We start from the raw sequence: 15,920 nt of genomic DNA, 5'->3' as shown, positions 1-15,920 counted from the left end.
ATTGTCAGTTATTTAATGGGTTTTGTTGAATGAATAGTTGATAGTTTGGATGTTTAATAACATTGATTAGGTCGTGGTTATTATTCTGGAGGGCGCTTTATACAAGGCGTTGGGTTCTAACTAATAAGATGATTTTTTATTATCGGTGTTTTAAAATACGCATGTAATAACTGAGTCATTAGTAAATACCCATGCTCAAATTATTTTTACTCAAAATATCAATAATTAGAGTATTGAGAGTAACTTTCAGTGTTTCAATGACGTGAAATTTAACAATAGCAGAGTTGGTCGGGTTGTCACCGCCTGCTTGCTTAAAGCGAATGAAACGGCTGAGAGAAGAGGGCGTGATTGTCGGTGGTGTGTCCATCATTAATCCAGAACTGACCGGCAGTAAGATGACTTTGGTTGTGTCCGTGGAAATGGAGCGTGATCGAGGGGATATTTACCAAATCTTTCGCCATTCTATTTCAAAGGCAGAGAGGTCACGCAGTGCTATCAGATATCAGGCAGCTTTGATTTCATGCTGATTGTGACGGTCAAAGACATTCAAGCCTACGAAGACTTTGTGGAGCGAGTACTACGCAAAGATCTGAATATTCGTAAATTCCATACCTCTGTCTCAATGAGAACCGTGAAATTTACCACTGCCGTAAACTTAGATGAGTCGTGACTGTTGGCATGAGAAGATAGTGAAGTTATTAGCTTTGTGAGGTACTTAGCTAATATTTGTATAAATAGCAGGCATTTACACAAAATGTGACGTTCACATTTTGTCATAACTTTAATAATTGTATATATTCCTCGCCTAAAATAATAATTAACCTAAGTTAATATAATGACTGTCAGCTCATCTACTCAATCTCGTGAAACGCTTCTCAGCGAAAACGAACAACTTGTCTCTACCACTGATTTAAAAGGCGTGATTACGTACAGTAATGATGCTTTTTGTCGCATAGCGGAATACAGCCAACAAGAATTGCTAGGGCAACACCACAATATCGTAAGGCATAACGATATGCCGAAAGCCGCTTTTGCTGATATGTGGGTTAACCTAAAGCAAGGTAAAGCTTGGCGTGGCATCGTAAAAAACAAAACCAAATCTGGTGGGTTTTACTGGGTCGATGCTTATGTAACTCCAATTTACGACAATGGTAAGGTGAGTGGCTACCAATCTGTTCGTGTTAAGCCAAAGAATGAATGGATACAAGTTGCAGATAAGGCTTACCAAGGCCTCTTGAAGGCTGAAAAGTCGGGTCGCCAATGGTCATTAAAGATCAGTGACAGTGTTCGTTACGCCGTGTTGCTAGGCTCTTTGGCTGCGCCGTTAATTTCAAATCTCATTGAAGTAGGGCAAGTATCACAATGGTTGTTGAGCCTACTTCCTGTTTCAGCATTAGCACTGCTTTTCCGACAAGAGCTGATTGATACTCCACTGCAGTTGAAAAAGCTGCAATCTAAATTCGATAGTGTTAGTCGTCTTGTTTATTCAGGTAATAGTCAGTTCTCTATTGCCGATTTTCACTTAAAACTATTGTCTGCAAGAATCCACACCGTATTAGGTCGCATGACAGACTCAGCCAAGCCGTTACAAGATTTGGCTGACAACCTAAATGCGACGTCATTTGAAGTATCAGAAGCCTTAGATCAACAAACAAAAGACATTCTTCAAGTACGAGAGGCGACTGAAGAGGTTGAAGTCACCGCCAATGAGGTCTCTTCTCGCACAGAAGAAGCGCACCAGATTGTTGATGTGACTTTGCAAACCTGTGCTGGCGCTAAAGAAAGCATTAATCAAACTCATCAAAACTTAGAGAGCCTAGCTTCTCAGGCTGAAAAGGCGACTCAAACGACTTACCAACTGAGCGATCAAGCGCAGAGCGTAAGCAAGATAATGGAAGAGATTGGTGGAATCGCCGAACAAACCAACTTGTTGGCCCTGAACGCTGCGATTGAAGCGGCGAGAGCGGGCGAGCAAGGACGAGGCTTTGCCGTTGTTGCCGACGAAGTCCGTGCATTGTCGGGTCGAACCTCAAAGGCTACGGTTCAGATCAAAGAGAGCATCGATACCATGCTAACGACGATTGAAGGGTGGCAAAAAGATATTCTGGCGAACCGTAAGCAAACGGACGCATGTGGTGATGTTGCGAAGGTGAGTGCAGAGCGCTTGTCGGAAGTCGAAAACCTAATGCAATCCATGAATGAACTCATGCAGTCTGTTGAAAGTTCTGCTCATAAGCAACGTGAGCTGTCGAGTGAAGTCAATCTGCATATGCAGTCTATCGCCTCGACCGCAGAACAAAACTTAGTGGCAACGCATTCTGTGAAAGACCACTCCACAGAGCTAAAAGAACGAGTCAATGAGTTCTACCAACTGGCAAAGCGTTTCGAAGAAAAATAGCCGTTAGATTTAATCCGAATGAGAGAAAAGACAAAAAAAGCCCCGCATTTTCATGCGGGGCTTTCTGTATGCATCAACCCATTGAAGGGCGAGACAATGTATTCAAGATTAAGCTAGAAGCTCTTTCGCTGTGTTTACTACGTTTTCAGTAGTGAAACCGAACATCTTGAATAGCTCACCTGCAGGTGCAGACTCGCCGAACGTTGTCATACCGATGATCTTGCCACCGAAACCAACGTACTTGTACCAGAAGTCAGCGATGCCAGCTTCTACAGCGATACGTGCCGTTACGTCAGATGGAAGTACAGACTCACGGTACTGCGCGTCTTGTTTGTCGAACGCATCAGTAGCAGGCATAGAAACTACGCGTACTTTCTTACCTTCAGCCGTTAGCTCAGCAGCAGCGTTAACCGCTAGCTCAACTTCAGAACCCGTTGCGATAAGGATAAGCTCTGGCTTGCCTTCACAATCTTTCAGGATGTAACCACCCTTAGCGATGTTTGCTACTTGCTCAGCGTCACGATCTTGTTGTGCAAGGTTTTGACGAGAGAAGATAAGTGCAGAAGGACCATCTTTACGCTCGATTGCTAGTTTCCAAGCAACAGCAGACTCAACTTGGTCACATGGACGCCATGTGCTCATGTTTGGCGTTAGACGTAGAGAAGCGATCTGTTCAACCGGTTGGTGAGTAGGACCATCTTCGCCTAAGCCGATAGAGTCGTGCGTGTAAACTTGGATGTTCTGAACTTTCATCAGAGCAGCCATACGCATAGCGTTACGAGCGTATTCCATGAACATTAGGAACGTTGCGCCGTATGGTACGAAACCACCGTGCAGAGCGATACCGTTCATGATAGCCGTCATACCGAATTCACGTACACCGTAGTGGATGTAGTTACCAGAGAAGTCGTTTGCTTCAAGAGACTTAGAACCAGACCACATAGTCAGGTTAGAAGGCGCAAGGTCAGCCGAGCCGCCCATGAATTCAGGTAGCATAGCACCGAACGCTTCTAGAGCATTTTGAGATGCTTTACGTGATGCGATGTTTGCTGGGTTAGCTTGAAGATCAGCGATGATTGCCGATGCTTTCTCTTCCCACTCAGCTGGTAGGTCACCGTTTACGCGGCGTTTGAATTCAGCTGCCAGCTCAGGGTATGCTGCTTCATAAGCTGCAAGTTTCTCGTTCCACGCTGCTTCCTTAGCTGCGCCTGCTTCTTTCGCATCCCACTCTGAGTAAACTTCCGACGGAATTTCAAAAGGACCGTGCTCCCAACCTAGTTGCTTACGAGTTGCTGCGATTTCATCAGCGCCTAATGGTGCACCGTGACAGTCGTGCGTACCTGCTTTGTTTGGAGAACCAAAGCCAATCACTGTTTTAGTGCAGATTAGAGTAGGGCGAGGGTCTGCTTTAGCCGCTTCAATCGCTGCGTTGATAGCATCAGAGTCGTGACCATCTACCGCTGGGATTACATGCCAGCCGTAAGCTTCGAAACGCTTAGGTGTATCGTCAGAGAACCAACCTTCAACTTCGCCATCGATAGAGATACCGTTGTCATCCCAGAAAGCAACCAGCTTACCAAGACCAAGCGTACCTGCTAGAGAACATGCTTCGTGAGAAATACCTTCCATCAGACAGCCATCACCCATGAATGCATAAGTGTAGTGGTCTACGATGTCGTGGCCTTCTTTGTTGAACTGAGCAGCTAGCGCTTTCTCAGCCATAGCCATACCAACAGCGTTAGTAATGCCTTGACCTAGAGGACCAGTCGTTGTTTCGATGCCTGGTGCGTAGCCGTACTCTGGGTGACCTGGAGTCTTAGAATGCAGTTGACGGAAGTTTTTAAGATCTTCAATTGAAAGCTCGTAACCTGCTAGGTGAAGCAGAGAGTAAATCAGCATTGAGCCGTGGCCGTTAGACAGGATAAAACGGTCGCGGTCAGCCCACTCTGGGTTTGCTGGGTTATGGTTTAGGTGAGAGCGCCAAAGTACTTCAGCGATGTCTGCCATACCCATAGGTGCGCCTGGGTGACCAGAGTTTGCTTGTTGTACGCCGTCCATGCTTAGAGCACGAATAGCGTTAGCTAGATGTTTGCGATTCATAAGAACTTCCGAATAAAAATTAAGAAAAACAAAATTGATAAAAGTAGGGGAACTGAACGTTCCCCTATTTGAATTTGGTAAGAGTGATTACAGCTTAGCTGCGATCATGTCTTCTAGTTTGCCTTGGTCAACGGCGAAGTTGCGGATGCCTTCAGCCAGTTTCTCAACAGCCATTGCATCTTGGTTGTGGTCCCATAGGAACTCAGCGTGAGTCATCGCTGCTGGACGCTCTTTAGTACCGTTAGAGTCGATAAGCTTCTCTACTACTTCGCCTTCTGCTGCTTCTAGGTCTGCTAGAAGTTGAGGTGCGATAGTTAGACGGTCACAACCAGCAAGTTCAAGGATCTCGCCGATGTTACGGAAGCTTGCGCCCATAACAACAGTCTTGTAACCGTGGTCTTTGTAGTAGTTGTAGATATCTGAAACAGAGATTACGCCTGGATCTTCTGAAGCTTCGAAATCACGACCTTCTTTCGCTTTGTACCAGTCCATGATGCGACCTACGAAAGGAGAGATTAGGAATACGCCAGCTTCAGCACAAGCACGAGCTTGAGCGAAAGAGAATAGAAGCGTTAGGTTACAGTTGATGCCTTCTTTCTCTAGGATTTCAGCAGCACGGATGCCTTCCCAAGTAGAAGCCAGTTTGATAAGGATGCGGTCGTTAGTGATGCCAGCGTCGTTGTACATTTTGATAAGTTGACGAGCTTTAGCAACGCTGCCTTCCATGTCGTAAGAAAGACGAGCATCTACTTCAGTAGAGATACGGCCAGGTACCACTTTCAGGATTTCTTTACCGATGTTCACGTTTAGCATGTCACAAGTGTCTTGAACTTGCTGTGCTTTGTCATCGCTTTGCGCTTTAGCGTATTCGATAGACGCATCGATTAGAGGTGCGTACTCAGCAATTTGAGCGGCTTTAAGAATTAGAGATGGGTTAGTTGTTGCATCTTCAGGAGTGTACTTGCTGATAGCTTCGATATCGCCAGTGTCAGCTACAACAGTTGTTAGTTTACGAAGTTGCTCTAATTTATTGCTCATTTTGATCATCCTATGTATCGCATAACACCTCATTAATGGGAGAGGTGTGGGCATTTGCAAGCTAACTAATGAAGTTCTCAATGGTTGTACCAGTGAGCCAAACTTACATTAATTTAAATTTTTCTCCGAACGAACATTTGCACAGAACATTTGATCGCTCGATGAGTAAATGATGTAGCCATATTTATCCGATCTAGCCCCAAAGTCAACGGTAAATAGTACTGTATGGTGACTTCAGTCAAATATATTTCGCTCTAGTAATCATGGGCTATGCAAGCAAACGTTTAACGAGCAAAGTGAGGTGAATTAATCAACAACAAAACCATGGTTATGACTATGAGCAAATGTACCTTGCTGTTACATATGTTTGGGGTGTAAACTTGTGTATCACTTGCTTAAGCATCGAACATTTGTTCTTCAAGCAGGTAAAATAATTGTTAAATATTGGTTGAGTGGTATATGAGTAAGAATATCCAAGATGTTTCCGAAGAAAACACTGATCTCCTCACTGAAGTAGCGGTTGCTTATTATCAAGATGGTGCCACGCAAGAAGAGATATCTAAAAAGTACTCTATCTCCCGTGCAAAGGTTGGTCGAATGCTCAAGCAAGCCCGAGATGAGGGCATTGTTGAGATCACCGTGAAATATCACCCAGTATTCAGCGCGAAGATCGAGCAACGTTTGATCGAACGATTTGGTGTAAAGCGTGCGCTTGTGGCACTAGACCAACCAAATGAAGAGAAGCAGCGATTACAGGTTGCTGGTTTAGTGTCTAACTACCTTACCAGTACACTGAAAAACGGCATGGTAGTGACAGTAGGACAAGGGCGAAACGTATCGTCTGTTGCTCATCACACTGGCGTCATTACGCCACGAGACTGCAAATTCGTGTGTGGTATCGGCGGTATTCACCCAAGAGGCGGTATGTTTAATGCCGACCATATATGCAGGCAGTTAGCCAAAAAGTACGGTGGATCTTCTGAAACCTTATACGCGCCCGCTTATGCCGAGAATAAAGCGCAAAAAACCGCATTCATGGAAAACAGCACCGTTAAGCAGACCCTCGATCTCGCTCGAAAAGCCGATGTCGCTTTGGTCGGTATCGGTGATATGAGCGAAAACAGCTATATGGTCGACTTAGGCTGGTTTACCGCAGGTGAGGTCGTTCAATCTCGTTTATTACAAGGTGTCGTCGGTGACTTTGCGGGTTATGACTTTTTCGATGTTCACGGTAAAACAGCAAACACAGTAATGAGTGACCGTGTGATTGGTTTGGCCTTGGAAGAATTTCGCCCAATAGCGGAAGTCATTGCCATTGCAGCGGAGAACAGTAAGCCATTAGCTCTATTAGGCGCACTAAGAACCGGTGTGGTCGATGTGATAGCGACCAGCGTAAGTAATGCTTTGACGGTACTTAACTTAGATGAACAACTTAGCGTGAATAAACCAAACAGCAGTGAATCGTAAGATACTTAAGCTTCGTTGAATTCACTATTTGAGTAATCATGGAAATTCCCCTGATGAAACCAGTGCAATAAGGGGGATAACTATTAGACATGACTCGAATAGTGAATTTGTTCAGCGGTTGAAAGAATTATCACTCTTTAATGTTAAGCCACACTAAAGGAGATAATTATGAAACTGTCATTTATCACACGCGCTATTTCTAGCAACAGTGACCAATCAAGTTCTATCTTTAAATCTAATTCCGTCATTGCGCTTAGCTTAATCACCACGGCTTGTATGCTCACACCTGAGGCACATGCCGATGATAAAGTCGTCGCAGGGTATTTTGCGGATTGGCAATATCTGAATAAAGACAACCCTTATACCGTTGACGACATACCTGCAGACAAGCTCTCACATATTATTTACGCCTTCTTGAGCATGTGTGGTCCTCATAGCGGTGCTGGTGAGCCCGTCCAAAAACAAATTCAGCAGCAATGTGCAGACAAACAACCATATACCGCGATTATTGTGGATAAAGAAGCTGCGTTAGAAGTCGATTTCGGAGACGTGGGTGTTGATGTCGCCTATAAAGGTCACTTTGCCCAGTTAGCTCAACTGAAGGCCGACAATCAAAATATCAAAATTTTGCCCTCATTTGGAGGGTGGACAATGTCTGAACCTTTCCATGCGATGGCGAAAGATCCTCAAGCCATTGCGCACTTTTCAAAAACTGCTGTTGAATTGATCCAAAAATACGACTTCTTTGATGGTATTGATCTTGATTGGGAATACCCAGGAGGCGGCGGCTTAACCACTTCGCCTTGGAACCCAGAGACGAAACTAACGGATGAGCAAAAAGCGCTAGAGCGTGAAGCTTTTACTCTTTTAGTAAAAACAATCAGAAGTGATTTGGACGCTCTATCAAAGACGACTCAAAGAGATTACGAGCTTTCAACGGCTGTCGGTGTTGGTGCTAAGGCAGCTCAAGTTGACTGGAACGCAGCTAGCCCATATTTGACGAACATGTTTGCGATGACGTATGACTTCCTCGGAGGCTGGGGAACTCAAACAGGTCACACAACAAACTTACATGCCACCGAGCGTAGTTGGTGGGGAATGGGAGCTAATGTCTTCATTAATCAGATGATAGAGCAAGGTATTCCTAGCGAGAAGCTCGTGATCGGGGCGGCTTTTTATGGTCGAGGTTGGCAAGGGACAAAAGACTTTGCTGGAGAGCTGCCTAAAGGTGACCTAGTTTCTGAACAAGGGGCGCAGTTTGGTACCGGTGAAAACGGTTACTTCATGTTTTGGGATCTTATGAATAACTACAGCAGTAAACAAGGTTATGAGTATAAGTATGATGAGCAAGCTCAAGCACCTTATTTGTGGAACCCAGATAAAAAAGTATTCATATCTTTTGAAGATCAGCGTTCTATTAAAGCAAAGGCAGAATGGGCGAAGAAATCAGACCTAGGCGGCATTTTTACTTGGGAATTATCAGGAGATCCTTCCGGGCAGTTGATCGATGTTATGCATAGTGAAATGAATAAAAAGTGAAATGAATAAATAACTGAACAGAAAATACCTAGAAAATAAGGTAGGTGTTTAGCCGCCTACCTTATTTAGCTCGTCTATTTAACTCACGTTCTTAAACAGAACATTCCGCGTGCTCGGTCACTTTCTTGTTTAGGTGAGTAGCCAGCTCATCATAAGGAATAGGGCGAGAGAAGTAATAGCCTTGCATTAAGTCACATCCACATGCCTTTAGAATTGCGAAGTGTTCGTTTGATTCTACGCCTTCTGCTAATACCACCATGCCGAAGTTCTTACCGATTGCGATGATGTTTTGCACCATGGTGAGTGACTGCTGATCGACAGCAATGTTCTCAATAAAGCTCTTATCGATTTTAAGTTCATCGATAGGCAGTGCTTTCAACATACTTAGTGATGAATAACCTGTCCCGAAATCATCTAAAGAGATCTTTATATTCTTCTCTTTGAGGGCTTCAAAAGTCGGTTTCACCAAAGTCACATCTTCAATGAACAAGCTCTCGGTAATTTCTAGCGTTACACAGCTAGGAGAGAGTTGATACTTTTCTAGTGTCGCGAACAAGTGCTCAGAGAAGGATTGATGAGAAAACTGACGCACTGATATGTTGATCGACAGCCCGATTTTTTGTTCTGTTGTTAGGTGCAAGTGGGCGATCTGCATAATGCTGGACTCAATAATAAAAGTCCCCAGTTTTTGCATTAAACCCGTGTTCTCTGCTATCGGTATAAAGACATCTGGCGGAACAAAACCCAATTCCTCATCAATCCAGCGCACGAGTGCTTCTACACCATGAATACTTTCATTTGCACGAACCAGCGGTTGGAAAACCATGAACAGCGTTTGTTTCTCGATAGCGATGCGTAGCCTTTGTTCTACTTTCATTTTGTAGAGATGAGCATCTTGCATTTCCGTTGTGAAAATACTGTACGAGTTTTGCTGCTGTTTCGCTTTGTACATTGAAATATCGGCAGAACGTAACAGGCTATCCAGATCTTTTCCGTGTTCTGGGAAACGCGCTACGCCGATGCTGCAACCTAACAAAAACTGAGCGCTTTCAACTTCATAAGGTTGAGAAAGCACTTCAATAATGCGCTTGGCGAGTCGTTTAATTTCAGCTTCATTCGACAAGGGCGTCAAGAACAAAAACTCATCACTGGATTCACGTACCAATAGGTTGAGGCGAGATCGGAACCTCATCAAACGCAAAGCGATCTGTTTGAGAACCTTATCTCCAAAGTCATGCCCGTGGGTATCATTGACGCATTTAAAGTTATCGATATCGATAAACAACAGCGAAAACGGCTCTGACTCATCGTCAATCCATTTACCAATGTTTCTACGCATGTACAAACGGTTTGGCAGAGAGGTTAAAGGGTCATGGTTCGCCTGATAAATGAGTTGGCTACGAGTCCGTTGTTCATTCTTGGCAATCGACTTAACCAAAAAGTAGAAACCAAACTGAAGAAAAATAAAGGCAACGAAAAGAATACTGAACTCTTGTATGAATATACTATCGACGTGAGTTAGATCCGTACGTCCTACCACCCATAATTTATAGTTTGGGATGTATTTCGCGCTCATCAAAGAGTGGTACTCTTCATCGTCGACGACAAAAGAATAGGTTTCTTGCCCATTCATCGCTTCTTGTACGCTAATTCCGAAGTGGTCGGTAAAGATACTTGCAATACGCTGTATGACATCTTTGCCGACTGGAGAGGAATAGGCACTCTCAGATTCAATATCACTTGAATAAAACTGGCGATAGCTGTCTTTTCTGATCAGGCTTAGTGTATTGAAACTTCCGGCGTGAGCATTATTTTCAAATACGATCGTTGCGTCTAATCGTAGCCCTGCGGTCATTACTGCATCGGTTTTCTTGCCATCGATTGAAATGGATTTTCTCAGCGGGATGACTAAGCTATTCAACGAATCTTGAAAATAGGTACGGCCAAGCACCATGCTACTGCTTGATAGGGCGTCTAGGAAGGAGCCTCTGGTTGGCGCGTATTGCAGCAAGTTCCTTTGATTCGCAAGTTCGAGATTTGAGCTAATCGAGAGGTAATCACCGTCGGTGTTCAACAAGCCAAACGCTGCTATCGCAGGGTGGGTCTCAAGTAGCTTGTCTAATATTGGCCTAATCTGGATAGATGCAGTACGTGTGAAATCAGACTGTTGAGCCAGTTGATGGCCAACCACTTCTAACAAGGCTTCTTGACTGGTCAGCAGCGAGTTGACGGAGCTAGAAAAAAGCTCAACCTGAATGTGTTGCTGCTCTATGAAGTCGTCTCTGTTTGCTTTCCAGTTTGTTATTCCCAACGCGGCGAAAAGTATCAGGGTCAGTAGTACGACAAACGCGTACAGCGACCAGATATTTTGCTTAAATAGAGCCATGAGATGCCTTTGTTGGTTACTACTTTTAACAGACTGCAAGTGACAAACTATTGGGTTGTCAGCGCGATTCATGCAACGAAAAATACAAACATCAATGATGAAAGTATTAATGATTAAATAGTGTAACGACTACGAGCAGAGATTCTTGAGTGAAAAATTAGTATTCATAACGTCGATAACGATTAGTTTATGATTAATCACGAATTATGGTTAGCAAGTTGATGTGGGTTACAAATCAAACGGCGTGAATCGAGTCTTGGTCTCAAATGAACATAGCGTTGACTGCGACATAGAGGCTTACTTCATGAGACGTGGGGCCATCATTATCAGTAAGCTCTTTATGCATGCGCAGTATATTCTAATAGTTGCATTAAGCGAAGTTGAATTACTTTTTAGTCACGGCGATAGGGAGTTTGTCGTTAGCACCCCATTCCGTCCATGAACCATCGTAAACACCCATTTCACCGTTATAGCCAGCGAGTTTAGCGGCTAATAATATGATGCAAGCTGTTACGCCAGAGCCACAGCTAAAGAACATAGGTTGAGAAGGCGTTAATTCTAGCGTTGAAAAGATATCAATAAGCTCTTCTTGGGACTTTAACTTGCCGTTTTTGAGTACTTGGGCAAATGGTAGGCAAATAGAATTCGGTATATGGCCACTACGCAAGCCTTCACGTGGTTCAGGAACTTCTGAATCGAAACGAGCTTGAGAACGAGCATCTACAATGTTTGCGCTCTTGTCAGTTGAGTAACCTTCAATCTGCTGAGCACTGACAAAGTAGTTGTCTTGAATATGGCCTTCAAAATTGCCCGCTTTTACTTCGGTGCGATAGTCAGTCTCGGTCGCGTAACCGGCTTCGATCCAAGCTGGCAAACCGCCATCTAAGATGAATACGTCGTTGTGTCCCATTGCCATAAACATCCACCACGCACGAGGAGAAGCGAAGGTTCCGGAGTTATCGTAAACCACAATCGTACTGTCTTGATTGATGCCAATTTCTTTTGTGCGAGTGTTGAAGTGTTTTTCGCTCGGAAACATGTGAGGAAGCAGAGTGTGCTTGTTACAAAAGTCTTTGTCGTAGTCAAAACGAATAGCACCAGGAATCATTTGTCCTTTGATCTTTTCTGACTCGCTTGGAATTTGAAACTCGATGCTGGCGTCGAGGATGATGATATTGTCTTCTGCTAGCAAACGTTGTTGAAGTTGTTGTGGTGAAATGAGTGGCTGATTCATTATTGTTATATCCATTCTTGTTGTTTTAGCGATTCTTACTGTTTTAGCGAATACAGTGGTAGAGCGATTACTGTTGCTTTTGCGAATACAGTTGCTTTACGAATACCGTTGTTGCATCGATGGCTACTGTGCAGCTCGACAGTGGATGAACTGATAACTGCTTTGTCCGGTTATTTGATTGTTTAATGTATCAAGCGCGACCACAGAATCAATAGGGCAGTCTGTGGTAGGAGCAATAGAGAGCCGAAATACGTCATTATCTTTTGTCTGAACCGTCAGATAACGCCTGTGCCCATCTAAGGATTGAGTAAGCGTGTTCGAAATTACTTTGGCTTGAATACGTTGCCCCGTCTCTGATGTTAGCGGGAAATAGGCAAGGGCAACTAACACGCCTACGCCACACATTAAGATAAATAGACCTATTTTTAACTGTTTCATGAGAGTAAGTCTTTGAAGGTTATGTTGAAAATATAAGTGAGGTTGGTGGTAAAGTGAATGCTACTCGCTAAGAAAGCTGAATTAACTGCTCTTCGACGAAAATAAAAAAGTGAGCATTTCTGCTCACTTCCTACTTACAAACAATCCATTTTGACTCTGTTTCGTCAGAGATCTCGCTAACGACAAGTTACCTGCTGTTAAACAATTTACTGCCAGACAATCTGAGAGTCGCCGCTAGAAACCACTTGTTGTAATGGAGGTTGACCATCGTAAAACCAAATCTCTATCAAGAGTGCGTCATGGTTTACTGGTGCTGCAAAGTTGGAGGCGAACACACCGTTATCTAGTGGGCCCGCAATGACCTTGCTGGAGTAATCCGGCTTCAAGGTTGAGTCATCTCTTGTACTAAAGCGGCTATAAACGGTCACAAAAGAACGGTCTGTCGAAATGCTGCTGATGTCAATGTTGAGATCAAACTGTTCAACAGAGTTGTAGTCAAATCCATCAGGTACCACCAAATCACTCATCGTATAGCTCTGGGCTGCTACCGCACTTGTCGCGGGAGACGGCGAAGGCGTTGCTGTTACCGGAGTCGTTGCTGTTACCGGATTCGACGGAGTTGCAGGTGTCGAGGGTGTAGATGGTGATGCCGTAGATGTACTTCCGCCCCCGCCGCCGCCTCCACAGCCGGCTAATACTAATGGCGCTGCAGCTAAAATAACGGCTAGTGACTTCTTGATGTTCCAAGTGCTTTGTACAGACATACGTTTTTCCTCAAAGAGATTGCGACTTGAATCAACGCAATGATTGTCTCGATATTGTTTAGTGTGAATAGTCATAACGTCTCTCCTTATGGTTCGTAACGTTGGTTGTCTGCAGGTGATTGGTACCATGTTTGGTTCGTTTCACCGCCGGATTCTGCGTATTCTTTAAACCCTGGGTAAGCGGTAACAATATCGACGTACTCTAAAGGCCACTCCCATTCGTCATCCGAAGTCACTATTAGTGCCCAAGGGTGGTTTTCTACTGTTTTGAAGTATTTACCTGTTGATGGATTACTGTCATCGACGCCTAAACCAGCTTCAAAGAGGTTAGTGGTATCAAATGCTTCGGTTGGAGCTTGGTCTGGCAAGTGAACCTCCCAGCTGCGTCCTGGATGTAGAGGTAGGTTTTCACCATGATAATACCCAGGCGTTGCGAAGATGAACGGGTCGTAAGGCATATCGGTCCAGCTGCCAGTACTCACACCGTCACCGGCTAAAGTAATACCAATTTGGAACGAGAACTGCTCATCTTCTTTACATCTATTACTGGTGCGGTAGAAGGTACAGCCAGTGCTGATTTTTTCTGTCAGGTCATTGGCGATAACAAAGATTGCTTCGCTACGTCCATCTTCTAGGTCAAGGTCAGTGAATACGCCGTTGTGTTTCATGTAAGAGCTACCACTACTCACCAAGCTCGGGTCGAGGTTAGGAAGTCGAACAGCAAAACCATTTCTGTACGTTGCCCCGACAGCAGCTAGGCGGCCGTCGATAGTGGACTTAACGACTTTTCCATCTTTAAGGATCTCAGTAATGCGATACATAAGAACAGCATCGTTCATGTCGTAATCTGCTTTATATGGCCAGTTATCTTCGTACGCGAGCGTTGCGTAGCCAGAAGCACTTGGGAAGTAACGAGCGGTGGCACCATCGTTAAGAACATCGACTTGAATATCGACCACCTCACCAGAGGTTGAACCGCCAAAGTAACTTAGGTTGGTTTGTTGACTGAATCTAAAGCGAGCCCACGTCGTACCGGTCAGAGCGTTGATATCGACATTTAGGAACAGATCGTTTTCACCCGCATCTAACAGGTAATCGGTAAATACTTGCTCGTTGGCGCCATCGAAACTGCCATCTTGGTTCCAATCTATCCAAGCCGAAAGGTAACCGGTTGTTGAAGCCTCAATCACCACTTTTGAATCAAGACCAGCTTCAAGTGCGGTTACAAAACCGATACCACCGTTCGCCCACTCATCATCAATACCCACACTTTCATCCGATTGCGGTGTTACGTAGCCGTCAAGATCGGCGTCGGGCGCGTCTGTACCTAACCAAGTCACGCCATCTAGTTCATGTCGAGGACCGTTACTTGCTAATAACGTTAGATAGGTATCTGGAGCGTCACCGAAGTCGATCTTGGAATCTTCATCTACGACAGGCGCATTCGCACAGCGAGCACCATCATTTTGATTCGAAGAAGGGCCATTCGATACGAACTCTACAGCAGGAACGACACCTGCAGCGATGTTTGCAGCGTTATCTGGGGACAGGTTGATACGGTAGATCTTACCGTCTTGATTTCGAGATACGTAGTAGTAGCCGTTTACATCGAAATAACCTGCGCCGAATGTCCCTGTTTCTCCGGTGTCACCAATGTAGGTTTCTGCGCCTGTGGTTGGGTTGAATTGGTACAAGCCACCCGAGTTATTATCGATACCATATAAAGAGCCATCACTTGGGTGGAAGGCAAAGTCGGTCAACCTCACAGTTGCTGGACTACCAGCGATTTTGTTGACCGTGACGGTCGCATTCGGATCAGAGTCTAAAGGAGAGAGGTCAACAGTAAATAGTCCCTTACCTGTACGATACAAGTAGTAAACATGGTCATAGACGTCGCCGACATAGAAAGTGTGATCGGTTGGTAAGCCACTGGTATTGATAACTTCTGCTTGGAAGTCTTGACCAAGACGCACTAAACGTTTGTTGGTGGTGTCATAGCCATAAATATATCTGTCTTGAAAGTCGAAACCGACACCATTGATATTGGCATTCATACCCGTATCGTCTTCCAACAGAGTGGTTGAACCTGTTACAAGGTTTACCCCCCAAACTTCAACGGGTTTCGACTGAAAGAGGTATGCTTGACTAGGGCAGGTATCGAATGGCGCTGCGTTGGCGACTAGAGGGGCACTTAATAGCAAACTTAACGTTGTAATTCTCATATCTACATCCTTGTGATGGAAGGTACAGATACAGTTACAAGTTATGTGCCAATTTTAAGCATTTGATTTAATGGGTTTTTATTATTTATCGAGTTCAGTTTCCAATTTGAGTGTCAATATGAAAGTGTGCCATCCAAATAGCCAAAGGCCTTTATATTTCTATTTGATTAGAGCTAAGGATACAAGAGCTTAGGCGGTAATTACGAGTGATTGTCTAATAGGCTCTGTATGTATTCACTCGTGAATGGAACAATATCTGAGACCACTTTGGATGCTAAAAGGCTTTGTTGCGTAATTCAATGGAACTAAATCAAGAACCTACGATCTGATCAGC

At 44.4% G+C, this 15,920-nt stretch carries 10 protein-coding genes and 1 pseudogene; 4 read left to right on the top strand and 7 right to left on the bottom strand.

The genetic code is table 11. The annotated features are described in order from the left end of the window. Nucleotides 1–266 precede the first annotated feature (266 nt). Nucleotides 267–670, top strand: a pseudogene (locus AB6E78_RS11585) (Lrp/AsnC family transcriptional regulator); the annotation flags it as partial. Between the two features lie 165 nt (nucleotides 671–835). Next, complete coding sequence (locus tag AB6E78_RS11580; protein ID WP_017071362.1) at nucleotides 836–2,398, top strand: PAS domain-containing methyl-accepting chemotaxis protein; 1,563 nt, start codon at nucleotides 836–838, stop codon at nucleotides 2,396–2,398. Nucleotides 2,399–2,506: 108 nt separating this feature from the next. On the opposite strand, the gene tkt is transcribed toward AB6E78_RS11580, so the two are convergent. Both tkt and tal read right to left on the bottom strand, forming a co-directional pair. Then, on the bottom strand, nucleotides 2,507–4,498 hold the full coding sequence (gene tkt, locus AB6E78_RS11575; RefSeq protein WP_372133588.1) for a transketolase: 1,992 nt from the start codon (nucleotides 4,496–4,498) through the stop codon (nucleotides 2,507–2,509). Nucleotides 4,499–4,585: 87 nt separating this feature from the next. Then, nucleotides 4,586–5,536 carry a transaldolase gene (gene tal / locus AB6E78_RS11570; RefSeq protein WP_046209277.1) on the bottom strand — a complete coding sequence of 317 codons (951 nt, stop codon included), beginning with the start codon at nucleotides 5,534–5,536 and terminating at the stop codon, nucleotides 4,586–4,588. Nucleotides 5,537–5,995: 459 nt separating this feature from the next. Between tal and AB6E78_RS11565 the strand changes: the two genes are divergently transcribed. Both AB6E78_RS11565 and AB6E78_RS11560 read left to right on the top strand, forming a co-directional pair. After that, a complete protein-coding gene (locus AB6E78_RS11565; RefSeq protein WP_017061711.1) occupies nucleotides 5,996–7,003 on the top strand; it encodes a sugar-binding transcriptional regulator in 1,008 nt (335 codons plus the stop codon). Nucleotides 7,004–7,171: 168 nt separating this feature from the next. Further along, nucleotides 7,172–8,542, top strand: coding sequence for a glycoside hydrolase family 18 protein (locus tag AB6E78_RS11560; RefSeq protein WP_372133585.1), 1,371 nt, complete (start codon nucleotides 7,172–7,174; stop codon nucleotides 8,540–8,542). Between the two features lie 91 nt (nucleotides 8,543–8,633). On the opposite strand, the gene AB6E78_RS11555 is transcribed toward AB6E78_RS11560, so the two are convergent. The 5 genes from AB6E78_RS11555 to AB6E78_RS11535 all read right to left on the bottom strand — a co-directional run bounded on the left by AB6E78_RS11555 (nucleotide 8,634) and on the right by AB6E78_RS11535 (nucleotide 15,586). Beyond that, nucleotides 8,634–10,928, bottom strand: a complete 2,295-nt coding sequence (locus AB6E78_RS11555; protein WP_372133583.1) for a putative bifunctional diguanylate cyclase/phosphodiesterase — start codon at nucleotides 10,926–10,928, stop codon at nucleotides 8,634–8,636. Nucleotides 10,929–11,313: 385 nt separating this feature from the next. Next, nucleotides 11,314–12,162 carry a sulfurtransferase gene (locus tag AB6E78_RS11550; RefSeq protein WP_017061707.1) on the bottom strand — a complete coding sequence of 283 codons (849 nt, stop codon included), beginning with the start codon at nucleotides 12,160–12,162 and terminating at the stop codon, nucleotides 11,314–11,316. Nucleotides 12,163–12,285: 123 nt separating this feature from the next. Next, nucleotides 12,286–12,600, bottom strand: a complete 315-nt coding sequence (locus AB6E78_RS11545; RefSeq protein WP_017061706.1) for a hypothetical protein — start codon at nucleotides 12,598–12,600, stop codon at nucleotides 12,286–12,288. 206 nt (nucleotides 12,601–12,806) lie between these two features. Then, nucleotides 12,807–13,439 carry a hypothetical protein gene (locus AB6E78_RS11540; RefSeq protein ID WP_017071461.1) on the bottom strand — a complete coding sequence of 211 codons (633 nt, stop codon included), beginning with the start codon at nucleotides 13,437–13,439 and terminating at the stop codon, nucleotides 12,807–12,809. 11 nt (nucleotides 13,440–13,450) lie between these two features. Continuing rightward, nucleotides 13,451–15,586, bottom strand: a complete 2,136-nt coding sequence (locus AB6E78_RS11535) for an LruC domain-containing protein (protein WP_372133581.1) — start codon at nucleotides 15,584–15,586, stop codon at nucleotides 13,451–13,453. Between the last annotated feature and the right edge of the window lie 334 nt (nucleotides 15,587–15,920).

It is taken from the genome of Vibrio sp. 10N.247.310.98 (assembly GCF_041467395.1).
Lineage (GTDB): Bacteria > Pseudomonadota > Gammaproteobacteria > Enterobacterales > Vibrionaceae > Vibrio > Vibrio crassostreae_C.
The sequence above is the reverse complement of the archived record's forward strand: the minus strand, read 5'-3'. Positions and strand labels throughout refer to the sequence as shown.

Bases quoted from the DNA above. Each gene is read 5' to 3' on its own strand.
- tkt (WP_372133588.1), bottom strand. From the start codon at position 4,498: ATGAATCGCAAACATCTAGCTAACGCTATTCGTGCTCTAAGCATGGAC.
- tal (WP_046209277.1), bottom strand. From the start codon at position 5,536: ATGAGCAATAAATTAGAGCAACTTCGTAAACTAACAACTGTTGTAGCT.
- AB6E78_RS11565 (WP_017061711.1), top strand. From the start codon at position 5,996: ATGAGTAAGAATATCCAAGATGTTTCCGAAGAAAACACTGATCTCCTC.
- AB6E78_RS11535 (WP_372133581.1), bottom strand. From the start codon at position 15,586: ATGAGAATTACAACGTTAAGTTTGCTATTAAGTGCCCCTCTAGTCGCC.
- AB6E78_RS11555 (WP_372133583.1), bottom strand. From the start codon at position 10,928: ATGGCTCTATTTAAGCAAAATATCTGGTCGCTGTACGCGTTTGTCGTA.
- AB6E78_RS11580 (WP_017071362.1), top strand. From the start codon at position 836: ATGACTGTCAGCTCATCTACTCAATCTCGTGAAACGCTTCTCAGCGAA.
- AB6E78_RS11540 (WP_017071461.1), bottom strand. From the start codon at position 13,439: ATGACTATTCACACTAAACAATATCGAGACAATCATTGCGTTGATTCA.
- AB6E78_RS11560 (WP_372133585.1), top strand. From the start codon at position 7,172: ATGAAACTGTCATTTATCACACGCGCTATTTCTAGCAACAGTGACCAA.
- AB6E78_RS11550 (WP_017061707.1), bottom strand. From the start codon at position 12,162: ATGAATCAGCCACTCATTTCACCACAACAACTTCAACAACGTTTGCTA.
- AB6E78_RS11545 (WP_017061706.1), bottom strand. From the start codon at position 12,600: ATGAAACAGTTAAAAATAGGTCTATTTATCTTAATGTGTGGCGTAGGC.